The following is a 23,032-nucleotide window of genomic DNA, read 5'->3' as shown; positions in this document are numbered from 1 at the left end:
CTGAGAGAGATCTCAGCCTTTTTTTATCAAAAATTATCTTAATTTTACAATTTATGTATGAATTAGTAATATTTTTTGCATACTAATAAAAACATACAAAAGGAGATTTAAAATGACCAATGAAACGCAAGATAAATCTGAAACCATTAATCAAAATGTAAAAGAAGGTACACAGTCCTCCCCCCCCCTTCAGCAAAAAGTAATATCCAATGCATCACTATTATCGGTCAAATAGAAGGGCACCAAGCAATGCCTCCTCAAAACAAAACAACCAAATACGAGCATCTAATTCCACAATTTTTTGGATTTTTAGAAAATCCAGAAGTAAAAGGATTGCTCATTGTCTTAAATACTGTGGGAGGAGATGTAGAAGCTGGCCTTGCACTTGCGGAACTTATCACGAGTTTTGGAAAGCCTGTTGTTTCGCTAGTTCTTGGTGGAGCACACTCTATTGGCGTTCCCATTGCAGTAGCCAGTGACTATTCATTTATCACGCCAAGTGCCACCATGACACTACATCCAGTTAGAATGAATGGTACAGTCTTGGGAGTTATACAGACCTATGAATATTTTGATCAAATGCAAGAGAGGATAGTAGATTTTGTTGCTGCAAACTCAGAAATTACAGCAGATAGATTTAGACAATTGATGCTTGATGTTGGTAAAGTTGCCAAAGATATGGGCACAATTTTGGTGGGTGCGGAAGCTGTTGACGAAAAAATAATTAATGAAGTTGGTGGATTAACAAAAGCCGTATCTAAGCTTAAAGAATTAATCCAAGAATGTGAAAAAAATCAATAGAAATGGAGTGATTCAATGTATTATAGTATTCTTCCAGTTATGCCATCCGTAGAAATAATCGAATATGTCGAGCTTAGTTACAACGGCTGTGATATATTAGCAGTCGTAACAGATGAGGGCTATAAAATTGAACGGCTTTATAGCTGTGATTATACAAAATTTATGGATGAAACCTTTGCACCAGGTACATTACTAAATAGTAAATTAATTGATTAAGCAGTCACTCCCTTAGCGTCGAGGGAGACTTTTGCCCCTCATTTAACTACTACATCAAAAAAATTTAAAATATTTTAAATAGGTTCTTGACAGCTTTACAAAATAGTGATACAATCTTGTCCATAATAAAATACAACAAGCGATCGTGGCGGAATTGGTATACGCGCAAGACTAAGGATCTTGTGGTCCTAGACCGTGGGGGTTCGAGTCCCCCCGATCGCATCGAAATAGTAAACACCTTCGGGTGTTTTTTATTTTGGGCGTTGACACGTCAAACAATATGTGCTATTTTTATAAAGCTATAAGTAAGCCAGATAGTCGCAAGATTTAATCTTGAGGAACGTCCGGGCTCTATAGAGCAAGGTGCTGGATAACACCCAGTCGAGGCGACTCGAAGGAAAGTGCAACAGAAATAGACCACCCATTTTTTGGGAAAGGATGGAAAGGCGAGGTAAGAGCTCACCGTTTTTTAGGCAACTAAAAAAGCCATGTAAACCCCACCTGGAGCAAGACCAAAACAAGACATAGGTTGCTCGCTAGTCTTAAGTAGGTCGCTAGAACATTTAGGCAACTAACTGTGTAGATAGATGACTATCAAATACTGAACCCGGCGTATAGACTTGGTTATAGCAAGATCACCTTTTATTATGAAGGTGATCTTTTATTTTATCAAAAATTTTTATTTTTTTTCTTTTACTATGTATATTATCGCAAATTTTTGTCAATCATATTATATGTCAACAAAAATAATTGTGCATGCATAGCTCAGCTGGATAGAGCACTTGACTTCGGATCAAGGTGTCGTGGGTTCAAATCCTACTGCGTGCGCTTACATAACAAAAACAAACAATCTAACCCTTGCGCAATTTGCTGCAATAGCTTATTATAGCATTGGAAGGTGATACAAAATGAGATTACAAAAATATCTAGCTGCTGCCGGTGTTGCATCTAGACGCAAAAGCGAAGAATACATCATTGCAGGCAAAGTGAAAGTTAATGGCGTTGTCGTTACCGAGCTCGGAACTCAGGTTAAAGATACAGATATTATTAAATTTAACAACAAAGTTGTGTCTATTGTTACAACTAAAATTTATTACATGCTCAACAAACCTCGTGGATACATTACAACTGCCAAAGATGAAAATGGTAGAAAAACTGTAATAGATTTAATACCTAATAAAAATGAGCGTGTTTATCCTGTAGGTAGACTTGATTATAACACTAGCGGCTTGCTATTGCTTACCAATGATGGCAATTTTGCATATCAGTTAACGCATCCAAAGCATACTATTACAAAAACATATATTGTAGTAGTAGATGGAACTGTTTCCAACTCACAACTACAAACATTACGAACCGGCGTTACTATAGACGATTACACTACAAAGCCTTCAACTGCCGAACGAATTGCCATTACAAATAATACTACAACCTTGCAAATTATTATTAGTGAAGGTAAAAATCGACAGGTTCGCAAAATGTGTGCCGCTATCGGTCATAACGTTATTTCTCTTAAACGCATCGCAATAGGTAATGTTGAATTAAACGACCTCAAAACCGGAAAAATTCGCAAACTTACCAAAGATGAAGTTGCACATTTTAGCAAATATCACACTAAATAGAAAAATTATGTAGAATAGGGCTTGAAATTTACTTTTTTATCTGTTAAAATGGGATGAAATTTGTAAATGAGAAAGTCGAGGTGTTTTAAAAATGGCAAAATGTGAAATCTGTTCAAAAGATGTTCATTTCGGAATAAAAGTGAGTCACTCTCATAGAAGAGCTAATAAAATGTGGAAAGCGAATATCAAAAAAATTAAAGTTGCTAAAAATGGAACTATAAAAACTATGCATGTTTGTACGCGTTGTTTGCGTTCTAATCTAGTCACTCGTGCTTAAAAACTTATGACAAAGTCCTTCCTTATTTATAGTTATTTATAAAGGAGGACTTTTTATCTTTTATTTATACAGCAACAAATCTGTCAACCCAACTACATTCGAAAACACAGCAGATCCATATGCACGAATTTCTATTCTCAATTCTTTTACTCCCGATACATTCACTTCAAAATTTACAACATCCGCCCTAGTTAATGAAGGAATCTCTTTTAATAATATCCCGTCTCCATAAATTTTAATATCCGCTAGGTTTGTATATCCACTTACATTTGAATTTGGTGCACTATTTACATATCCCGCAATATCTAAAGCTGCTGGCAAAAATGCCACTCCACTCAGCATAAAATATTTACCATTGAGTGGGTAGGTCGCTATATCTACTATCGATTTTCCTTCCCCATCTCCTGTAAAAATTAGCCCTGAAGTATGTTCTGCACCTGTGGGGTCTGTCACTGTTCCAACTATCGGATACACAGCTTCTCGCCCTGCAAATGAAGTTTTGGGAATGTCAGATAAATTTACTACCTCTCCAACATTTCCATCTACCAAATGTATTGTTTTTGTTGCATCATCCCATAAAATTCCCCTTCCAAATGCCGCTGCCATTGCTTCTATGGGTACATATGACATTCCATCTATAACAAATGGTTCAATTGTAGTTCCGTAAGCATCTTGCAAAATGAATTCTTCTCCATCTACGGTTAATTTTATATCATTATAAACCACATCCAATGACTTATATATCGGTGCGGCAATTGTACTTTGTACAGCTAATACCAACGCTATGCCCATTGCTATTTTTTTCATTATAGTCCTCCCCCAAACAAAATAAATATTCAGTTATATTTTATTTATAAAATATGTAATAATTATTGATTTTATCTTCAAATTATAATAGTTTTTCCTATTATTGTCAATTTCAAATTTCTATAGTATGTTATACTATAACTTTTTTATTTATTTTTACATCAAAAATATAATTAATTAATATCGTTTGGAAGAAATTACTTAAATTATTTTTATTTTTTTTGTTACAAATTTTAAAAAATAGTATATAATTAAGAAGCATTCAAAATACAAAAAAAATTATTCTTGATAGTACATCGTAAAAATATTTATTAACTATAAACTTAATTCACTTTTAAATTAAATTACTATAAGGAGTGGGGATAATATGAAATTAAATCAACGTTGTTTAGCAGCATTTTTAGCTGGATCTATCTTATCTAACAGTTTTTCGGTTTTTCCAAATACTGTTGATAATACCGAGACAACTGCTGTTGAAGAAATAGAAAGCGCTCAAACTACTGCATCTGAAACTGCACCTTCCGTTATTATAGCAGTTGAAAAATCTGAAGATCAAATTACTCAAGATACATTGCTTGTGGAAACCGATCCAGTTATCATCAAGCCAATGGATGCGAACACCGAATCCGGTGACTCTTCAATTATTTCTTTAGTAGAAAAAATCGAAGTAATCTTAGAAAATGTTCAAATTAATTTAGCAAATTCTGAAGGTTCTGAAGCTGCATCTGCTCAAACCGCTGTTACTCGCTATATTACCGATCTTTTAGAAGGCACTAACGTTAGCGCCATTATAGAAGGAACAAACTTTACGGCACCAACTCCTGGCACTTCCGAAAATCCAACCGGAACACATGGCACCTATGAGTTTGTTGTTGCCTTAATTGATGGCGAAATTACTGCGACTACTAATAAAATTACTGCAAACATCGATGCCGCACCTTACGTAGCCTCAGAAGTAGTCGCTCCAACACCAGTTGTTTCAGTACCTATTCCAGAACCTGATAATACTGCCTTATTAGCTGTTGTTGATATTCTTGACAATGCTATTTTCACGCTCGACACTGCCGAGGCCTCCAATATAGAAGATGCCAAAGTTGCTATTTCTTCTGATGTTGCCTATATTCTTTCTGATACAGAAATGACAGCAGAAATTAAGGGGTATGGATTTGTTACTGCCATCGATGGTTCCGCAGCTGTTCCTCTAGGTACCGACGGATATTACAAATTTGTTATAGAAGTTACTGATGGCGAAAATACCGCATCTACTGATTTAATAACTTCCACTATTGATGCGCTCGATGTTACAATTCCAGAGCAATCCGAATTAGATGCATTCATCCAAACTATCGAAGCTACCAATTTTGCAAAATCTGATATCACAACTGCAACTGACGCAGGTCTCGCTGTTAAAGCTGAGCTCGAAAATATTTTAAAGGACACCAATATTCATGCCACTATCAAGGCTTTTGAATTTACTGCACCTGTTAACGGATCACCTACAAATCAAGCTGGCACAGATGGCGAATACAAATTTGCTATCGAACTTGCAAATGGTCATGCAACAGCTAGTACTCAAGTCCAAACCTTGACACTTCATGCTAATGAATATGATGTTCCTGTTGTGCTTCAAAATCTTGTGATCAAAGGATTAACTCACAGCGATCTCGAATTTAACGATGATATGTATAATTACACTCTAAATATTGCTCAGGCAGACCAAGGCAAAAACTTTATCATCAATCCTATTGTCGAGGATGGTCTCACTGCAACTGTTTCTGTTCCTAATGCCATAAAGGATCACGTTGGCATTACTCCTATTACTGCAGATACATTAATCGCCAATAACACCATTCTTATCAATGTTACAATTGGCGATAAAATTACCACTTACACCATAAATGTTGAAATCGCAGATAACAGCCTTCTTGCAGAACCAATATTAGAGGCACAAGAGTTAATTCTTGTTCCTACAGTAAGTATCGACGGATCTGATGTTGCCAGTGACGCAACCTGGGTTAGTTCTAATGCCCAATATGCATATAGCCTCGCAATCGAAAAGGCTAACGAACTATTATTAAATGAGAAACTTACCTCTTCTGAAATCGAAACCGCTGTTGCCAATTTAGCCGCTGCAACCGATACATTCAAAGCCGAAATTGCTGCTGGAACACAGTTTAGTGCTTTAGAAATTTTGAATATTAGCGTGGCAGGAAACGTAACCTATGACGCTGCAACCAATCAGATTAATGTGCTTGATACAGATACTGATGAATTCACCATCACTGTTGTTGCGAAAAATAGCGATGTTGCCCTTATCAGCTCTATATCAGATACTCTTTCTACAAACGGCATATTAACTTTTACTGTACCAACCGACATTGATAATTTCAATATAATGCTTGCTTCTGGCGATTTAACTAGCAAACCTATTTCCTTTACTGTTAACTCTGCCCCTATCGACAACAATACAGAAGAACCTGTATCTGTCGAGCCTGAAGAAGAACCAACCATTACTGATGCTCAATTACTTGCTGCTCTTGCTGCAATGGGTGTGAAATACAATGTAACATTAATCCCAGTTACAGAAGAAGAGGCACCCTTAGCAGGAGAAGACGCAGTTCAAGTCCCTGCTGATAAAATTACTATTATCGAAACTGAAACAATTTCACAATAATTTTGTACTCATTTCATAAATTTTCACATCATACGAAGTTTAATATAAAGCTTCCAAATCTTTGAGCAACTTTCCTATCGCTCCTTTGGTGTCAAAAGTACGTTCCGCACGTGCTTTTGCCCTTTCTTTTTGTTTATCCATAAACTCCTTATCAGTTAAATATTTTCTGACAGTTTCTATATACGTTGCCTTAGTTATTGCAAAATCTGGACCTGCCATAACCGCCGCATCTCCCTTTTCCACTGCCACTACCGGTACTCCTTGATACATCGCCTCAACAGCAGATATCCCACCGCCTTGCCTAAAAGGATTGAGATATAAATTACATATTTTACAAAATTCTGTCACACCTTCTTGCAAAAATCCTATATATTTAGTTTGCTTTTGTAGTAATTCGTCTTCTAAAATCCATTTTTCATAGTCATTAAATCCTCCTACAAATATTATTAAAATTTTATCATCCATAGCTAGTATTTCTTTTATAACTTTTGTATACTCTTTCGTAATTTCTGTATTTAATCGCCCTCCTATTATGCACATCACAAAAGCATCTTCACTGATTTCATACTCTTCTCTGGTAAAAACTCTATCTGAAACCGGCAATTTTGCTGTCATCGGAGAATAAATCGCTTTCTGCCCCTGTTCTTCCAAAAATTCTTTAATCGGGGCATCTTCTTCTGGTCTCGGTTCACGCGGAACAATTGTTATCCCACTACAAGTTACTCCAAATCCATTTCCACACTGGTAACTTGCCGACTTTGTAAAAATTTTGCACGCATCAGATATTAAAGAATTGTTACCTACATTAAACACCAGTTCCGGTCTCCAACTATATATATAATCAACTACATCTCGCAACGTTTGCTCAGAATATTGATCTACTAACGGGTGATATGCTATAATTTTTTCATCTTCTATATTTATATAATAGTTCTTCTTTTCCAAAATTAGATAATTAATAAAATTCGTAGTATATATATTACCCGCTTCTGCATATGAAGGCTCTCCTGTTATTATTAATATTACTTTTTTATTAAAATGTTTTTGCAAATTATAGCAGTAATCCAGCGTCTGCTTCGTTGGTGCATGCGTGTTCATATTTAGTAGCTGCATACACGTCACAACAACCACTCCGGTTTTTTGTAAAATAGGCTCATATTTACTTGTATCAATGGTTGCCATAAATCGTTCAAATAGATTTTTATATACAAAATAGCTTACTTTATAGTCCACAGCATCAGAAATTGCATTACAAAATCCATATACTCCAATTTGATACCTTAGATAATACGTATTCATAATTGTAAAATTAGGTTCTAGCAATAATTCAGTCATTTTTTGTAAATATTTTCCGTTTTTTTCATGTGCAAATCTTAATGAATATATAATCATTTGTAAATCAGGAAATCCGTCTAAATATTTTTCGACATCTGCTATAAATATATCCGACGGCGCTACACTATAAAAATTTAACAATTCATTCACAGTAGCTCTAGTTTGATCAATTATAAAATTCAGATATACTTTTTCTTTTAATGTAATTATCTGCCACTCAAATCCCTGTTTTTCTAACACTATATCCAATAATTTGACCCATTTGGTATCATAAACCCACCATTGTACAAATTTCATTTTTTCTACTACTTCATTATAATACACTTTATTTAAAACTAGTTCATCTATCTTATTTGCTATTTCATCTATCGTTTTACAAATCAATTCCTCATATAAAGCCTTTTCTAGTTTAGGAGATATCTTAATTGCTTCCTCATTATTTTGAGCTACTGCTAAACATAGTGTTGGTACTGCTGCCATAATTGCAAATGTTGCTATTGTAAATCCCCAAGGTATTGCAGGAGATATAAACAAGTCACAAGCTGGCAATATTGTAGTAGCTTGATCAATCTTTGTTATAATTTTGAATTGATTTTTATATTTTGTAATATTAATCATTTTTTCTGTCACTAAAATAAAATATATTTTTTCATTTTTTTCTGCAATATTATAACACATTTCTAAAAATTCATCTTTTACATAAATATTCAAATTGGGATTTACCATTATAATTACAAATGCATCTTCTGGCATATCCAATGTTTTTATCAGATTCACTCTACTTAATGGTTTTTTGGATTCATATTCTGGAATTTTAGTTTTTTTCAAAACCCATTTTTTATTTGATACATATTGTGGAAATAAATAATAATCTTCTACAAAAGGTAACGAGACGTCTATACCATTGATTATACTTTTTATATCCTTATTATTAATGCTTATATCCAAATCAACAATCTTTATTGTATTTATAATTGGCAATAATGACCTAATTTCTAAATCTAATTCAGATTTATCTCCTAAAATTATTATATTTTGTGGAGCAATAATGCTTACAATTTTATATATCATCGTTGTTTGCACATCTTTTTCATACTCTTCTAGTGTGGAATATGCTAACTGTATACGAAAAATAGGAAGCCTTTCAAATTGTGCTGCAAATATATCGGGCTCAGATTGCCCTTTTGATACAATATAGACTTCAGTAATTGAATCAAATTTTCTATCTATTGCTAAAATCAAATTGGCTAACATATTATATCTCGTTGTTTTTATCGTATATTCTATCACACTTTTGTCATAGTCAAAAAATCCTTCAAAATTTTCAATTATTATAATTATTTTTGATTTATCTAATTTTAAATCCATAGTATTCTCCTTTGCTATTATTTTATCTTTATATATTTTACTAAGCATACACTTTTTATTCGTTTTCAAGCTTCAAATCTTTTATATTTAATTCACATTTTTAGAATATTTTGTCCTTATTTTGCATAGATAATACTATTAAGGTAAAGGAGGAATTATTTGTATGAATTGGAAAATATTTTTTAGTTGTTTTAACAAAAAGAAAGATTCAACCCCTACACCGGCAATCTCACCGGTCACTACACCGCCTGCCGATGCTCCAGAAATTTTAGAAGAAAGTCCTTTTGCTGAAGAAGTTGCTGAGGAAATAGCTGCCGAAATCATTGAGGAAATCGCTGAGGATATTGCTGAAGAAGTTGCTGAGGAGATAGCTGCCGAAATCGCTGAGGATATCGCTGAGGATATCGCTGAAGATATCGCTGAGGATATCGCTGAAGATATCGCTGAGGATATCGCTGAAGAGATCGCTGAGGATATTGCTGAAGATATCGTTGAAGATATTGCTGAAGAGATCGCTGAGGATATTGCAGAAGATATCGTTGAGGATATTGCAGAAGATATCGTTGAAGATATTGCTGAAGATATCGTTGAAGATATTGCTGAAGATATCGAAGAGATCGCTGAGGATATTGCAGAAGATATCGTTGAAGATATTGCTGAAGAGATCGCTGAGGATATTGCTGAAGATATCGTTGAAGATATTGCTGAAGATATCGCTGAAGATATCGCTGAAGATATCGTGAAGATATCGCTGAAGATATCGCTGAGGATATTGCTGAGGAGATCACAACCACTGTATCTATCATTGCTGTTGATAAAAACGTAGAATATGGTGAATACGTAGAAATTAAGAATACTAGTGATACAGAAATTAATCTTAAAGATTGGCAACTTTCATCAAATGGAGAATCTTACATATTCAAAGCAATTAACTTAATGCCTGGTGCTACAGTTAAAATTGGAGAATGTGCTAGAAATTTTGATGTAGACTATTATTGGGCTCACAGCCGAGCTGTTTGGACTGCATCCAATAACTCTATTCAATTATTAGATTTTAACGAAAAATTAATTGCTACTTTCTAATTTTTACAAAGGGACTACTTTCACACGGTTAGTCCTTTTGATTTTTATTATAAAAATTACGTCTATTGGACTAGTATAACCGATATAATATTATAAATCTATTTTAAATATGGAGGACTTTATGAAAAAATCGATTATTGCTGGCCTTCTTACTGCTATTATTGGAGTTACTCAATCTCAAGCCCTAGTATATTATGCTGAAAGTAATTATAATTACATGCTTCCTATCAGTAGTGCTCTTTATCTAGAAACAGCAGATATTGATCATCTTACATCGGCAGAAGCGCGAATTGCACGCAATGAAATATATGCCAAACATGGTAGTCTATTTTATGTGGATGATATGGATATTTATTTTAGAGGTAAAGCTTGGTATCAACCGCTACCACAAGGTATAAAATTAGATACCAATTTATTAAGTGACATCGAAAAAAAGAATATTCAGTTATTAGCTAGCTACGAACAATCTGGTGCTCAACCAATTACTCCGTCTAAGCCTGTTTATAAAGTTATAGATACAGAGTTTACAAACAAGATCATTGGCTTTGATGTCGTTACTTTTATGGATACATCATTTGATAGTCTCGACAAAATGTTAAATTTTTTGGCTAAATATAAATTCGAATTAATTAAACAAGAGGATTTTAAACTAACCTTAGTAGATAATATCAAAACTGAATTAGTAGTTCAATTGGATTATGATGGAGATTTTGTTAGCGTTATTGACTTTAATGCTACTGTTATTAACTATGATGTCGATCTAAAAACAGCTAAAGAAAGACATTTAACTGAATATCAAACAGATAATCATTTTATATATGCTGATTTTGAAGATGGCACACATGTAAATTACTACTTTTCCTTCGATTCATTACAAAATCATAATCCTACCACATCATATGTAACAATTACTAAAAATAGATATAAATAACTTGATATTTTTACTCTTATTATTGAAACATTAAAAATTGCCCATGAATATACATGGGCAATTTACATTGGCAATTATTTATTATTTATTTGTGATAAAAATCCTTTACCATTACCTATTACTTGAGCAGTCTCTACAATAGTCATAAAAGCATGCTTATCATGAGACGAAACTATTTGTTTTAGCTTTGCCACTTCTCTCATATTTATCATAGTGTATATAATAACCTTTTTATTATGCGTATATCCACCAGTTGCATCAACCATCGTCGCACCTCTATGAAGTTCGTGCGTAATTGCTAAACAAATTTCTTCTGCATACTCTGGAGATACGATTATTGTTCCTGTACGTCTCGAATTTAAACCATCTACAATTAGATTTGTTGCTTGTGATGCGACAAACATACTAATTGCTGTCACAACTGCAAGATCTATACTAAAAAAGTATGCTGCAGCTGCCATAATTATCATATTAATCATGAATGAAACACTACCCATACTGAAGGAAAACAGCTTATTGAATATTTTGGCAATGATATCTGTTCCTCCTGTTGATCCCCCTGTACGAAATATCATACCCATTCCTAACCCGTTGATCAAACCTCCCAATACAACAATCGTAAGCTCAGAATTAAGCGGAATACGAAAATCCTTCGTCAGCTCTATCCATCCTGCAAGCAACATAGTCCCCAATATACTAAATCCCAAAAACTTCTTTGGCAAAAATTTTAGAGCAATAAGAAAAATAGGCACGTTTAACACAATCGTTAGCATACTTAAATTCCATCCAAAAGCAAAGTGTAACATCAAGGAGATGCCACTTATTCCGCCATTAATTAGATAATTTGGAGCAAGCACCCCATTGACCGCTAGTGCCATTAGCATTGTACCCAAAATCAAAAAGAAAATCGTATCTTTATATTCGCATTTTTTTATAGCTATTATTGCCTTTTCAAAATTCATATCTCTTACTGTTTGTTTATATTCTGCAATTTTCATAGCATCCTCCATAAAAATTTATACTTATATGATATAAATCGGCAATATTGCTGCTTTTAATTAACTGTAAATATTGGCTTTTGTCTTAATTTTCATAGCATCAAAATATTTTTTTTCAAACGGTATCCATTTATTTTTAAATGTTTGTGCATCAAGAGGCCCATTTCTATTTATTATACGCAACATCTGGTATTACTATCAATTTCTAAAAATATTTTTAAGTCATATATATCGTCATATAAATCATGCAAGCTATAAGTTCCCTCTATAATTAATATTTCTCCTACTGCTGCCACAACCGGTTCTAACAATGACATCGTCTCACAGCTAAATGGTTTATACGTAATCGAACTAGCTCCAGCTCTCAGCAACGTAACAACTTCTTTTATAAATCGTTCATAATCAATATTTCCACCCGGTTCTTCCAGTCTTTGTGGTGTTCGCTGATATGATTGCAGAAAGAAATCGTCCATTCTAATTATATCGCAATGATACGCTTCTCTCAAAGCATTTGCTAGACTGGTTTTTCCAGCTCCACAATTTCCATCGATTGCTATTATTATTTTTGATTTTGTCTGCAACAAAAAATCTATTTCTTTTTTAATGTTCTGTAACTGTTCGTTTGTTTGCATTGATAAACCCTACTTTCTCTAAAATCATTATTAACGGCGGAATTGCCACAATTTGCAATATAATTCCTGGAATCCCACTAAAAAATACCGAAGTTATAAATATATTAAAGCTATATGGAGTACTTGATAATCCAGAAATTATAACCATTACGGCACCATAAACTAGTCTTCCTACTATCATAGAAATAATAAGTGAAATGTAAATGTTTATAGTCTTCTTAGGCAAAATTTGATACACATAACCTGCTATCAATCCATATACACACATTTCAAAAGCCATCGAGACAGCCACAGGATATATTGGAGGCATCGCAAATATAATTGAACGCATTACTGGCAATATTGCTCCTACCACCGCGGCATAAATTGGTCCACATACAAATCCACATATCAATACCGGAATATGTAACGGCAATAACATACTTCCTATTTCTTGAATCTGTCCCGTTAAAAACGGTAACACAAATCCAAGCGCCAGTAACATTGCACTTATTACTAAATTTTTAATATTATTTTTCACTTCTACATCTCCTCTTTTCCTCTTTAATTATAAGCTTTTATCATTATATCACAAAAAAAATCATTTTTCCAAATCTTTACATTTTACTTTAAAACTACTATAATATAGTAGTAATATGATACAAGCATTAAGAAAGGAGATTTAAAATGATTACAGAAGCCGTAAATACGTTACGTACAATTTATACTAGAGATAGTGGGGCATTCAGCAATAAAGCTCAATTAACTATCTCTACCGAAAAATTACTTAACCCAGATAATATCTACCTCCCGATAGTTTTACAAGCTATAGATATGAACGTCGCCACTCTTGTTGCGAGCAATGTAAAATCTTCCACAGATACTGATGCAATCAAAACTATTAGCCAAAAATTATCTCTCACCTGGCGAGAAGAATTAGCAGATCAAATTGTAAATATATTTGTGCAAGCAAAATTTGGTTCTACAACAGAACTCAACGCTCAAAAACCTTTAGTTGTATCTGAAAAAAAACCTAGTCTGCCGCCTCTTATACCTGACGAAAAAGTCCCTGCGCCTCAATTAAACGAAATAATATATGATAAGCGAATATTTACAATAGAAAATCAAGTTTTGATAAAATTTTCCAATAAACAAACTAGAGCAACCATTCCAAAAGGTGTTACGGCTATTGCCGAAAAAGCTTTCTTTAACTGTCATAACCTTACATCAGTGACTATTCCTGTGGGAGTAGTTAGTATAGGCAAATTTGCATTTGCTGAATGCAGTTCTTTAACAGAAATTATAATTCCAGAAGGTGTCACACTCATAGATGACTGCGCTTTTGCTTGGTGTAGTGGCTTAAAATCTGTCATAATTGAAAAAAATGGTAAAAGCATTGGTAAGTCTACATTTATGGAATGTATAAATTTAACTTCTGTTACCATACACGAAGGTGTTACGCACATAAATCAAGGTGTATTCACTTGGTGTGATAAACTAAAAAATATTTTTGTTCCATCTACATTAAAAACAATCGGAGAATCCGAAGTTAATGTAAAATCAGGTGTTATTACAGAAGGTGACATTTGGAACTTATTAACTCAAAATCTTTAAAACTATAATTAGTTTCTCAGATGAAGGGAGAAGATTTATATGGCAAACGAAACATTAAGCGTATTACATCATATTTATAATCAAAGCGAATATACAAATTTAGAGGTAGTCAATAAAATAGTACATGATTCACTGCATAATGAGGATCGTGATATTATATTGCAAGCTGTTCGATTGAAAGTTACTACACGAGTTTCCGATCAGGTATCTTCTCCATATGATACTGCCGCCATTAATGCAATTGTAAAATCGTTGGCAATAACGTGGAGATTAGAATTAGCTGAAAGAATTGTCAGCCTATTTGTACAAGCCAAATTTCTTGATAGTTATGATCAAGATTCTTTCACCATTGAAGGAAATGTTTTATTAAAATTTACAGGACAACAAACACATGTGGATATTCCACACGGTACTATTTCTATTAGTGATAGTGCTTTTGCTTGGTGTAAAAATCTCGAATCTATTACTATGCCACTTTCTTTAACCAGCATCGGTAACTGGACATTTGCTGATTGCGGCATAAAATCATTGATCATTCCAAAGGGTGTCACAACCATTGGTGACTGGGCATTTGTTTCCTGTCATAACTTGCAATCTATAACAATTCCAGACGGAGTCACAACCATTGGTCAGTTGGCTTTTGCCTGGTGTGAGTCACTAACGTCTATAAAACTGCCCGAAGGCGTTATCAGTATTGGTGAGAAAACATTTGAAAGATGTACTTCTTTATCTTCTATAACTATCCCAACAACTGTTTCAACAATTGGCGATTTGGCTTTTGCCTGGTGCAGTAGCCTAGAAAATATCGTAATTCCAGAAGGAGTCACATCGATTGGCACGGCCGCTTTTGCTAATTGCTATAATTTAACTAGCATTACAATTCCATCTACACTAAAAACTGTCGCCAACAAAGTTGTCTTAGCTAAATCTGGAGTTATAAGAAGCGGCAGAATATGGGAGTTATTAACAGAATAGAATGATCTAAAATATTTTTATTAGCATATACTACTATTGTAAGTGCTAATCTCAATATATTACCAGAAAGGAGCTTTATTATGACTCGTGAAACACTTGAAACTTTACGTAAAATCTATCTTGAACACGGAGAAATAACTTTTAGAGATCCAGAACAATTATCAAAATTAGTACAAGAAGCTTTGCACAACGAAGATCGTGAAATAATATTGCGAGCAATTGAGCGAGATATCGCGACTCTTGTTATCGATATGGTTAAATCTATCATCGATATTGAATCAATTACTCTTATTAGAGATAAATTAGCCATAACTTGGAGAGTAGACCTCGCCGAAACAGTGGTTAGAGCTTTTGTTCAAGCAAAATTTGACCTTTTTGATCCTATTGAATCTATTCCAAAAAATGAATCTAGTCCACCACAGGTTAGTAACTACGACAAAAATATCTTCAAAATTCAGAATAATGTACTTTTAAAATTTACTGGTCCACAATCACATGTTGTTATTCCAGATGGCGTCACCGCTATTGCCGATAAAGCTTTTTATAAATGCAAACATGTTAAATCTATAACGATTCCACCTGGAGTAACCAGCATCGGTGATTCTGCCTTTGATGGTTGTAATTTCTTAAATTCTGTGACTATTTCAGATGAAGTTGTCAGCATTGGCAATATGGCCTTTAATAAATGTAAATCTCTAACAACAATATCACTACCAAAAAATATAAAGCATATTGGTAGATCGGCATTTGCTGAAAGCGGATTGATATTTATTGATATTCCAAAAACTGTCACTCATCTTGATCATTTAACGTTTTTTAAGTGTAAAAATTTAACCTCTGCCACAATTTCAGAGGGAGTACGTGTTATAGGTCATAACGTATTTTCTAAATGCAATAACTTAACACAAATCAGCATTCCTTCCACTCTCGAAAATATTGCAACTCGCAATGTTACTTCAAAAGCCGAAGATATTCGTAGTGGGCATATCTGGAAGCTATTAACCAAAACAAAATGGTAATACAAGGTCGGGCATTATTTATACTTATTATCGATAAGTACGCTGATGCCTGACAAAACTTTTTTTAAACAGGAATTCGATCGTCTCAATAAATCATCTTCTTTGTCATTCCCCCATCTACAATAATATTGGCTCCATTGATAAAATCATTCTCTTCTTCAGCAAGAAATAAGCAAACGTTAGAAATATCGCGAGGTTTACCCACTCTATTTGAAGGATGCATCTTGTGATCGTCAAAATCTAATTCATCGTAATTTGCTGTACAAATCCAACCCGGGCTAATTGCATTGACAGTAATTGGAGTACCTGTCAAAGAGATACACAGGCTGTTAGTTAAAGAAATTAACCCACCTTTGCTCATTCCATATAATTCGCAGTTAGCTTCATTTTGGTGAAATCTGGTAGATGAAATATTAATAATTCGACCATAACTTTCGCCCTTATTAAGATTAATAAACTCTTTGCAACAAAGGTACGCACCTCGCAAATTAGTATCTAAGATCAAATCAAATTCGGCCGCATCTGAATCTACAAGCGCTTTTTTATGGCTAGCTATCGCAGCATCATTGATTAAAATATGAGCCGTTTGAAACTGTTCTTTTATCGCTTTAAATGCATTTGCCACACTAACCGCATCCGAAATATCTGTATGAATATAAGTTACTTCCTTATTAGCACAATCTTTTATATCCAAAACAATAACTCTGTATCCCTTTTCTATAAATTGCGTTGCCATATCAAATCCTATTCCACTCGAACCACCTGTTATAATACAATTCTTCATATCGAAAACTCCTTTATATTTTTTAGCAAAATTTTATCATATACCTTTGATAGATACTAGGCTGAATTCTACTTTTGAAATTAAATCTAGAAAAGTCTTTTATTTTTTTTAAAAATTGGCAATACTGTAGCAAAGCAAAATTTTTCACATATAGTAGTTATAACACCATCAAGACAAAACCACAAATAATAATTGACTATCCTAAAATTGGAAAATGTGTTAAACTTGTGTTGAACAAATAGAAATAGGTGATAATTTGGATAATAAAAAAAGGAAGCAGACAATTGTAAAATTGCTAGGTGATCCATCGTACGTTCCAATGAAAATTAAAGATTTAGTAACTATACTCAAAGTTCCAAAAGAAGATAGACTGTTATTTGAGAATCTACTCCGCGAGCTCATCGAAGAACATAAAATTATCTGCACAAAACGCGGCAAATATGCTCTACCTACTCAGTATGATATGGTCTACGGAATATTTCGAGGAACGCAAAAAGGATTTGGGTTCGTCACTCCAGATGACGGTAGTCCAGATATTTATATAATGTCAAAAAACATAAACGGCGCATTGCATCACGATAAAGTCTTGTGTAAAATATCTAGAGGCAATAAAACTGAGGGGACAATTCTTAAGGTTTTAGGCTCCGAACTACCTCATATTATTGGGCGCTACTATGAGCATAAGTCGTTTGGATTTGTTATTCCCGATGATAATAAATTTGGAACCGATATTTTTATCCCTAAAAAAAATAAAAACGGTGCTGTAGAAGGCAATAAAGTTTTAGTCGAAGTCATTAAACGAGATAATGACAAAAGTCCTGAAGGTAGAGTTGCTAAAATTTTGGGGCATATCAACGATCCTGGAATAGACATCCTGTCTATCTGCTATCAATATGATTTACCAACTGAATTTAATCCAGAAGTTATGGCAGCAGTAGCTAAAGTTCCAGACGAAGTTCCGGCCAAAGATAAAGTAGGCAGAGTTGACTTTAGAGATTTGATGATGGTAACAATTGATGGCGAAGATGCCAAGGATTTGGATGATGCAGTTACACTAGAAATTCTATCAGACGGAAATTTTAGATTGGGAGTTCATATAGCCGATGTTACTCACTATGTTCCCGAAAAGTCTGCCTTAGATCTTGAGGCAGTAGCAAGAGGAACCAGTATATATTTGGTAGATAGAGTTATTCCAATGTTACCGCACAAACTCAGTAATGGTATTTGTTCGCTAAACGCAGGCGTTGACAGACTCGCACTTAGTTGCATTATGGATATTGATCAAGCCGGAAATGTCTATTCGCATGATATAGTAGAAAGTGTAATTAACGTAGATAAGCGCATGACCTATACTGCTGTTAAAAAAATATTAACCGATAATGATGAAGAGTTAATTGAAGAGTATTCAGAGTTTGTGCCAATATTTAGAAACATGGAAACTTTAGCACAAATTTTAAGAGACAAACGCATTCGACGAGGCGCACTAGATTTTGACTTTGAAGAAACTAAGGTTATATTGGATGAAGAAGGTCACCCAACAGAAATTAAGGCATATGAAAGAAACGTCGCAACTAAGCTGATCGAAGAATTTATGCTAGTATGCAATGAAACTGTTGCGGAGGAATATTACTTTAGAGAATTACCATTTGTATATCGAATACACGAAGAGCCAGACGCACAAAAAATTGCCGAAATGATAAGAATCGTAAATAGTTTTGGACACACTATAAAAAGTCGCCAAAAAATTCACTCCCGCGAGCTACAACAATTGATATTAGCAATCAAAGAGCGACCAGAAGAAGAAATAATTTCTAAGTTGATTTTAAGATCCCTAAAGCAAGCGAGATATAATGATGAATGTTTGGGACACTTCGGTTTAAATGCAAGATTTTATTGCCATTTTACTTCACCGATACGCCGATATCCAGACCTTCAAATTCATCGAATTATAAAATACACGCTAAAAGGTCAGCTAAAAGGCAAAAAACTTAAAGATATGTATAAGCGCGTTAGTGATATATCAAAGCAAAGCTCTCTGATGGAAAGACGCGCCGAAATGGCAGAACGAGAAACTATTAAGCTTAAGAAAGCCGAATTTATGGCAGATAAGATAGGCGAAGTTTTTACTGGCATTATAAATGGAGTTACCTCGTGGGGAATATATGTTCTATTACCAAACACAGTCGAAGGATTGGTTCATCTTAACAACATGTCTGGAGATTATTATATCTTTGACGAGGTAAATTTTTGCTATGTCGGTCAAACCACTAACACTATATATCAGATTGGACAAAAAGTTCAAGTTCAACTAATAAAAGTTGATACGCTGGCTCGCTCCATAGACTTTAGATTTTCTTAATAATTATACACAAATATTTATTTTATCTTTTAATCATAAATTTATTTGCAATAATGTTTTCTACATTAAAATGTTCAAGCAGTTCCTCATCTTTTAACGATTTTTTGTATCCTGATTCCGAAATAATTTGAACTACTCGCGAGGTATCAATTTTGCCATTGTTTTCAAAGGATACACAACTAAAAGGATAATAAACTCCTTTTTGAAAATCTACGTACTGCTTGATATTATCGCTCAACTTCGTCTTAATGCATAAAATAGTATGATATGTATAATTATAATCTCTAGGTTTCATTTTTTCTCTCCTTTCACTTTTATATTTATTTTATGATATCTAATTGGAAAATAGTACAAGTTATTTTCCATAATTTTTTTGAATGTTTACCAAAATTATGATATACTAACAATATTATTTTTGGATAGAGAGGGATGATTATGTTAAAAGTAGTTATTTCTGGACCATCTGGCTCTGGAAAAGGAACAATCGTTAAAGAACTTATGAAATATGAAAACTATAAACTTTCAATTTCGGCAACAACTAGGTATAAACGCGAATTAGAACAAGAGGGAGTTCATTATTTCTTTAAAACCAACGAAGAGTTTCAACAAATGATAGCGCAGGATCAATTGCTTGAATATGAAGAATTTTGTGGAAACTTGTATGGCACTCCCAAGCATTTTGTTGATCAAACAATTGCAGAGGGATTTGATATTTTATTAGAAATTGAAGTAAAAGGTGCATTAAAAATTAAAGAAAAATTTAATGAAACCGTGCTAATATTTATTATTCCTCCAACATTCACAGAGCTGACATCTCGGTTATTAGGCCGAAGAACAGAAACCGAAGAAGTAGTAAATTATCGATTAGCACGCGCTAGAGAGGAGTTAAAATTATTTAAGCAATACGATTATATTGTCATCAATGATGATATATCACACGCAGTACGCCAAATTAATACAATAGTTGAAGCCGAAAAGCTACGCAGCTGCTATCAACAAGCAATTGTCAAAAATATGTTAAATAATTAAGGAGACTTTATGTTAGAACCGTCTTATTCACAACTTATGGAAAAAATTAATGAAGATGCTGGTACTCAAATGATCACCAGTCGTTATTCGATAATTATCGCAACCGCAAAGAGAGCACGACAAATTATTGAACTGATAAATCAAGAAGCTTCTGGAGATTTGCGTGATCGACGCAAGGTAGACGAAGCTCTCGAGTTTAAAGAAAGACTTAAATCCACTAAACCTACCAGCATCGCTGTATTAGAATTATATAGAGGGGATATTCAAATAAAAGAAAAAGATGTTTTGTAGTATAATAATTAACCGTGCAACAAATAAAGCAATTGATAAACCTTTCACTTATATACTACCCGAACATTTGAACGCTCTGGTAGGCAGTAGAGTGATGGTACCATTTGGTCCTCTCAATAAGTTAACAATAGGATATTTAATAAATATAGTTTCTGATGAACAAATAACAAATATAGATTTCAAAATCAAAACTGTGATCGAAGTCTTAGACGAAGAACCTATTTTAAATCAAGAACAACTCGAAATGGTCAAGTTTTTAGTTGAATATTACGGAAGTTCTTACGCAGCTGCTATATCTACGTTACTTCCACCTATTGACAAACACGATATCAAAACTGCAGTAGCAACTACAGAATTTTTATACAAAGCTGCAGATGATCAAGCAATCCTTCAGTATCTTAACAAGATTTCGCATTCAAAAACGTTTGCCAATCAATCAAAGATACTAAACTTTTTGCTACAAAATGATGGACAAATAGTTTCTGAGCTCAAAAATACCTTGGAACTCAACACCAATTCTAGTATTAATTCGTTACTCAAATTAAAACTAATAAAAAGAGTCTTTTGGCAAGTCAGGGTACAGCATATGCCCATTTGCTATGATAAGTTTCTTCCTTTAAATAGTGAGCAACAACAAGCTTATGATCAAATTTCTAGTTGCTCTGATCACAATACTTTTCTATTAGAAGGGGTCACTGGAAGCGGCAAGACCGAAGTGTTTTTGCATCTTATTCGCGACGCAGTGGAGCGGGGCGAAAGTGTTATTGTTCTTGTACCAGAAATTGCACTTACTCGGCAAACTGTCAATCGATTTACTGAACGGTTTGGCTCTCGCGTCGCTCTTACGCATAGTAAATTGACTCCTCGAAAACGACGAGAAATATATTTGCAAGCCAAAATTCAAAATGTACAAATAGTGATAGGTCCCAGAAGTGCCGTGTTTATGCCACTTCCCAGGTTATCCCTAATTATAATCGATGAGGAACACGATGGCAGCTACAAATCTGACATGGTTCCAAAATTTAATGCTATCGAAATAGCAATAGAGCGCATGAAGCATCACCAAGGCAAACTAATCTTGGCATCTGCAACTCCTAGCCTCGAATCTTATTATCAAGCCACACTTGGTATTTATGAATATTTAAAACTAAATCAAAGAGCTAAAAATGCCACAATGCCCACCATCTCCATAGTCGATATGCGCGAGGAGCTGGCTGCTGGAAATACAAAAATATTGAGTAGGCGCTTGCATAATGCAATAGTCGATACCGTTACTCAGGGCAAGCAAGTGATGATACTATTAAACAGACGCGGACATTCTACTTTTATAAGCTGCAGGTCTTGCGGCTATGTTGCAAAGTGTGCCTATTGCGATCAACCATTTACGTATCATCAAAAAAATAAGCTTCTAATATGTCACCATTGTCTAAATCAAATACAGGTACCAACTACCTGTCCCGAATGTGGTAGCAAATATATGCAATTTTTTGGCAACGGTACACAGAAAATCGAAGAATATTTGATGATGCATTTTTCACATTATGGTATTGCTAGAATGGATTTAGATACGGTTAGTAAAAAAAATGAACTAGAAACTTTATTACAAGATTTCGAAAAAGGAGCAACAAAATTATTGGTAGGTACACAGATGATTTCTAAGGGTCACGATTTTAGTAATGTGACATTGGTAGGAATCATTTCTGCTGACAGTTTGTTATATATTCCTGATTTTAGAGCTGCCGAAAAGACATACCAATTGATAACTCAAACGCTAGGAAGATCAGGGCGCGGTGCAGATCAAGGAAAAGTAATAATCCAAACACACTCTCCGCAAAATGATGTGCTTAAAAATATTCAAAATGGCAGCCAACCACAGTTTTATAAAAGCGAACTTATAACTAGAAAAATTATGGGATACCCTCCATATAATCATTTATTTAGTGTAATGATTAGCTCTGAAGATGAACAAAGTGTTATACAAAATATTAAAAAATTATTTGCCTATTATACACACTATAACAAGAAGAAGCTATTTCGATTATTGGGGCCTACTGCTGCCACAATGCCCAAACTTGCTAATAAATTTAGATGGAAAATTATGATTATTGGTCAACCACGAGATATCCTGCTATTTTATGGTCGATATTGCATCGATAAATTTAATGAGTATGAAAAACCTAAAAAAATAAATATTATTTGGGACATAGACCCCAGAAATATGATATAGAAAGGAACGTA

The 23,032-nt window shown here is 34.0% G+C and carries 23 protein-coding genes, 2 tRNA genes and 1 other RNA gene; 19 read left to right on the top strand and 7 right to left on the bottom strand.

What is annotated here, in order from left to right; all coding sequences use genetic code 11:
• Window positions 1-112: 112 nt before the first annotated feature.
• The 8 genes from PCY70_RS13790 to rpmB all read left to right on the top strand — a co-directional run bounded on the left by PCY70_RS13790 (window position 113) and on the right by rpmB (window position 2,916).
• Window positions 113-235 (top strand): hypothetical protein, encoded by a 123-nt coding sequence (locus PCY70_RS13790; protein WP_330697013.1) that lies wholly within the window; start codon window positions 113-115, stop codon window positions 233-235.
• A gap of 14 nt (window positions 236-249) precedes the next feature.
• Window positions 250-801, top strand: coding sequence for a ClpP family protease (locus PCY70_RS13015; protein WP_330697012.1), 552 nt, complete (start codon window positions 250-252; stop codon window positions 799-801).
• Window positions 802-816: 15 nt separating this feature from the next.
• Window positions 817-1,017: a YlzJ-like family protein gene (locus PCY70_RS13010; RefSeq protein ID WP_305767751.1), complete on the top strand. Its 201-nt coding sequence runs from the start codon at window positions 817-819 to the stop codon at window positions 1,015-1,017.
• 139 nt (window positions 1,018-1,156) lie between these two features.
• Window positions 1,157-1,239, top strand: a tRNA-Leu gene (locus tag PCY70_RS13005).
• Window positions 1,240-1,319: 80 nt separating this feature from the next.
• Window positions 1,320-1,648: RNase P RNA component class A (gene rnpB / locus PCY70_RS13000), an RNA gene on the top strand.
• 123 nt (window positions 1,649-1,771) lie between these two features.
• Window positions 1,772-1,845, top strand: a tRNA-Arg gene (locus tag PCY70_RS12995).
• 80 nt (window positions 1,846-1,925) lie between these two features.
• Window positions 1,926-2,639: a pseudouridine synthase gene (locus PCY70_RS12990; protein WP_305767749.1), complete on the top strand. Its 714-nt coding sequence runs from the start codon at window positions 1,926-1,928 to the stop codon at window positions 2,637-2,639.
• A gap of 91 nt (window positions 2,640-2,730) precedes the next feature.
• Complete coding sequence (gene rpmB / locus PCY70_RS12985) at window positions 2,731-2,916, top strand: 50S ribosomal protein L28 (protein WP_305767747.1); 186 nt, start codon at window positions 2,731-2,733, stop codon at window positions 2,914-2,916.
• 60 nt (window positions 2,917-2,976) lie between these two features.
• Here rpmB and PCY70_RS12980 read toward each other — a convergent pair whose 3' ends face one another.
• Window positions 2,977-3,723 carry a stalk domain-containing protein gene (locus tag PCY70_RS12980; RefSeq protein ID WP_305767745.1) on the bottom strand — a complete coding sequence of 249 codons (747 nt, stop codon included), beginning with the start codon at window positions 3,721-3,723 and terminating at the stop codon, window positions 2,977-2,979.
• A 367-nt stretch (window positions 3,724-4,090) separates the two neighbouring features.
• Between PCY70_RS12980 and PCY70_RS12975 the strand changes: the two genes are divergently transcribed.
• The gene (locus PCY70_RS12975; protein WP_305767743.1) at window positions 4,091-6,397 is read left to right on the top strand and encodes a hypothetical protein; all 2,307 of its coding nucleotides are present in this window, start codon (window positions 4,091-4,093) and stop codon (window positions 6,395-6,397) included.
• A 39-nt stretch (window positions 6,398-6,436) separates the two neighbouring features.
• Here PCY70_RS12975 and PCY70_RS12970 read toward each other — a convergent pair whose 3' ends face one another.
• A complete protein-coding gene (locus PCY70_RS12970) occupies window positions 6,437-9,100 on the bottom strand; it encodes a glycosyltransferase (protein ID WP_305767741.1) in 2,664 nt (887 codons plus the stop codon).
• Window positions 9,101-9,263: 163 nt separating this feature from the next.
• On the opposite strand from PCY70_RS12970, the gene PCY70_RS12965 reads away from it, so the two are divergent.
• The 3 genes from PCY70_RS12965 (at window position 9,264) to PCY70_RS12960 (ending at window position 11,114) form a co-directional block, all read left to right on the top strand.
• Window positions 9,264-9,926 (top strand): hypothetical protein, encoded by a 663-nt coding sequence (locus tag PCY70_RS12965; protein ID WP_305767740.1) that lies wholly within the window; start codon window positions 9,264-9,266, stop codon window positions 9,924-9,926.
• Window positions 9,848-10,183 carry a lamin tail domain-containing protein gene (locus tag PCY70_RS13895; RefSeq protein WP_416387545.1) on the top strand — a complete coding sequence of 112 codons (336 nt, stop codon included), beginning with the start codon at window positions 9,848-9,850 and terminating at the stop codon, window positions 10,181-10,183. Before PCY70_RS12965 ends, PCY70_RS13895 begins: the two co-directional genes overlap by 79 nt.
• A 121-nt stretch (window positions 10,184-10,304) precedes the next feature.
• Window positions 10,305-11,114: a YARHG domain-containing protein gene (locus PCY70_RS12960; protein WP_305767738.1), complete on the top strand. Its 810-nt coding sequence runs from the start codon at window positions 10,305-10,307 to the stop codon at window positions 11,112-11,114.
• Between the two features lie 74 nt (window positions 11,115-11,188).
• On the opposite strand, the gene PCY70_RS12955 is transcribed toward PCY70_RS12960, so the two are convergent.
• From PCY70_RS12955 to PCY70_RS12945, 3 genes are all read right to left on the bottom strand, one after another.
• Window positions 11,189-12,112: a YitT family protein gene (locus PCY70_RS12955; protein WP_305767736.1), complete on the bottom strand. Its 924-nt coding sequence runs from the start codon at window positions 12,110-12,112 to the stop codon at window positions 11,189-11,191.
• A 173-nt stretch (window positions 12,113-12,285) separates the two neighbouring features.
• Window positions 12,286-12,744: a uridine kinase family protein gene (locus tag PCY70_RS12950; protein WP_305767734.1), complete on the bottom strand. Its 459-nt coding sequence runs from the start codon at window positions 12,742-12,744 to the stop codon at window positions 12,286-12,288.
• On the bottom strand, window positions 12,713-13,264 hold the full coding sequence (locus PCY70_RS12945) for an ECF transporter S component (RefSeq protein ID WP_305767733.1): 552 nt from the start codon (window positions 13,262-13,264) through the stop codon (window positions 12,713-12,715). Before PCY70_RS12945 ends, PCY70_RS12950 begins: the two co-directional genes overlap by 32 nt.
• Window positions 13,265-13,410: 146 nt before the next feature.
• Here PCY70_RS12945 and PCY70_RS12940 point away from each other — a divergent pair, with 146 nt between their 5' ends.
• From PCY70_RS12940 to PCY70_RS12930, 3 genes are all read left to right on the top strand, one after another.
• Entirely contained in the window at window positions 13,411-14,337 is a 927-nt protein-coding gene (locus PCY70_RS12940; RefSeq protein ID WP_305767731.1) for a leucine-rich repeat domain-containing protein, read from the top strand.
• Window positions 14,338-14,376: 39 nt separating this feature from the next.
• On the top strand, window positions 14,377-15,312 hold the full coding sequence (locus tag PCY70_RS12935) for a leucine-rich repeat domain-containing protein (protein ID WP_305767729.1): 936 nt from the start codon (window positions 14,377-14,379) through the stop codon (window positions 15,310-15,312).
• 80 nt (window positions 15,313-15,392) lie between these two features.
• On the top strand, window positions 15,393-16,331 hold the full coding sequence (locus PCY70_RS12930; protein WP_305767727.1) for a leucine-rich repeat domain-containing protein: 939 nt from the start codon (window positions 15,393-15,395) through the stop codon (window positions 16,329-16,331).
• An 85-nt stretch (window positions 16,332-16,416) separates the two neighbouring features.
• On the opposite strand, the gene PCY70_RS12925 is transcribed toward PCY70_RS12930, so the two are convergent.
• Complete coding sequence (locus tag PCY70_RS12925) at window positions 16,417-17,115, bottom strand: SDR family NAD(P)-dependent oxidoreductase (protein ID WP_305767725.1); 699 nt, start codon at window positions 17,113-17,115, stop codon at window positions 16,417-16,419.
• A 256-nt stretch (window positions 17,116-17,371) separates the two neighbouring features.
• Between PCY70_RS12925 and rnr the strand changes: the two genes are divergently transcribed.
• Window positions 17,372-19,474 carry a ribonuclease R gene (gene rnr, locus PCY70_RS12920; protein ID WP_305767723.1) on the top strand — a complete coding sequence of 701 codons (2,103 nt, stop codon included), beginning with the start codon at window positions 17,372-17,374 and terminating at the stop codon, window positions 19,472-19,474.
• Window positions 19,475-19,496: 22 nt separating this feature from the next.
• On the opposite strand, the gene PCY70_RS12915 is transcribed toward rnr, so the two are convergent.
• Entirely contained in the window at window positions 19,497-19,769 is a 273-nt protein-coding gene (locus tag PCY70_RS12915) for a hypothetical protein (RefSeq protein ID WP_305767721.1), read from the bottom strand.
• 140 nt (window positions 19,770-19,909) lie between these two features.
• Here PCY70_RS12915 and gmk point away from each other — a divergent pair, with 140 nt between their 5' ends.
• The 3 genes from gmk to priA are packed head-to-tail and all read left to right on the top strand — an operon-like array spanning window position 19,910 to window position 23,021.
• Window positions 19,910-20,503, top strand: coding sequence for a guanylate kinase (gene gmk, locus PCY70_RS12910; protein ID WP_305767719.1), 594 nt, complete (start codon window positions 19,910-19,912; stop codon window positions 20,501-20,503).
• Between the two features lie 9 nt (window positions 20,504-20,512).
• Window positions 20,513-20,794 carry a DNA-directed RNA polymerase subunit omega gene (gene rpoZ / locus PCY70_RS12905; RefSeq protein WP_010167908.1) on the top strand — a complete coding sequence of 94 codons (282 nt, stop codon included), beginning with the start codon at window positions 20,513-20,515 and terminating at the stop codon, window positions 20,792-20,794.
• Window positions 20,784-23,021, top strand: coding sequence for a replication restart helicase PriA (gene priA, locus PCY70_RS12900; protein ID WP_305767716.1), 2,238 nt, complete (start codon window positions 20,784-20,786; stop codon window positions 23,019-23,021). The genes rpoZ and priA overlap by 11 nt, the downstream gene beginning before the upstream one ends.
• Window positions 23,022-23,032 lie beyond the last annotated feature (11 nt).

The organism is Candidatus Epulonipiscium viviparus (assembly GCF_030708075.1).
GTDB classification, from domain to species: domain Bacteria; phylum Bacillota; class Clostridia; order Lachnospirales; family Cellulosilyticaceae; genus Epulonipiscioides; species Epulonipiscioides viviparus.
Note: the sequence above shows the minus strand (reverse complement) of the source record. Positions and strands in the feature narration are given on the sequence as shown.

Coding starts and splice junctions, on each gene's coding strand:
- PCY70_RS13010 (WP_305767751.1), top strand. CDS start 817: ATGTATTATAGTATTCTTCCAGTTATGCCATCCGTAGAAATAATCGAA.
- PCY70_RS12955 (WP_305767736.1), bottom strand. CDS start 12,112: ATGAAAATTGCAGAATATAAACAAACAGTAAGAGATATGAATTTTGAA.
- PCY70_RS12965 (WP_305767740.1), top strand. CDS start 9,264: ATGAATTGGAAAATATTTTTTAGTTGTTTTAACAAAAAGAAAGATTCA.
- priA (WP_305767716.1), top strand. CDS start 20,784: ATGTTTTGTAGTATAATAATTAACCGTGCAACAAATAAAGCAATTGAT.
- PCY70_RS12935 (WP_305767729.1), top strand. CDS start 14,377: ATGGCAAACGAAACATTAAGCGTATTACATCATATTTATAATCAAAGC.
- PCY70_RS12950 (WP_305767734.1), bottom strand. CDS start 12,744: ATGCAAACAAACGAACAGTTACAGAACATTAAAAAAGAAATAGATTTT.
- PCY70_RS12990 (WP_305767749.1), top strand. CDS start 1,926: ATGAGATTACAAAAATATCTAGCTGCTGCCGGTGTTGCATCTAGACGC.
- PCY70_RS12915 (WP_305767721.1), bottom strand. CDS start 19,769: ATGAAACCTAGAGATTATAATTATACATATCATACTATTTTATGCATT.
- gmk (WP_305767719.1), top strand. CDS start 19,910: ATGTTAAAAGTAGTTATTTCTGGACCATCTGGCTCTGGAAAAGGAACA.
- PCY70_RS13015 (WP_330697012.1), top strand. CDS start 250: ATGCCTCCTCAAAACAAAACAACCAAATACGAGCATCTAATTCCACAA.
- PCY70_RS12970 (WP_305767741.1), bottom strand. CDS start 9,100: ATGGATTTAAAATTAGATAAATCAAAAATAATTATAATAATTGAAAAT.
- PCY70_RS12925 (WP_305767725.1), bottom strand. CDS start 17,115: ATGAAGAATTGTATTATAACAGGTGGTTCGAGTGGAATAGGATTTGAT.
- PCY70_RS12960 (WP_305767738.1), top strand. CDS start 10,305: ATGAAAAAATCGATTATTGCTGGCCTTCTTACTGCTATTATTGGAGTT.
- rpoZ (WP_010167908.1), top strand. CDS start 20,513: ATGTTAGAACCGTCTTATTCACAACTTATGGAAAAAATTAATGAAGAT.
- rpmB (WP_305767747.1), top strand. CDS start 2,731: ATGGCAAAATGTGAAATCTGTTCAAAAGATGTTCATTTCGGAATAAAA.
- PCY70_RS12980 (WP_305767745.1), bottom strand. CDS start 3,723: ATGAAAAAAATAGCAATGGGCATAGCGTTGGTATTAGCTGTACAAAGT.
- PCY70_RS12930 (WP_305767727.1), top strand. CDS start 15,393: ATGACTCGTGAAACACTTGAAACTTTACGTAAAATCTATCTTGAACAC.
- PCY70_RS13790 (WP_330697013.1), top strand. CDS start 113: ATGACCAATGAAACGCAAGATAAATCTGAAACCATTAATCAAAATGTA.
- PCY70_RS12940 (WP_305767731.1), top strand. CDS start 13,411: ATGATTACAGAAGCCGTAAATACGTTACGTACAATTTATACTAGAGAT.
- PCY70_RS12975 (WP_305767743.1), top strand. CDS start 4,091: ATGAAATTAAATCAACGTTGTTTAGCAGCATTTTTAGCTGGATCTATC.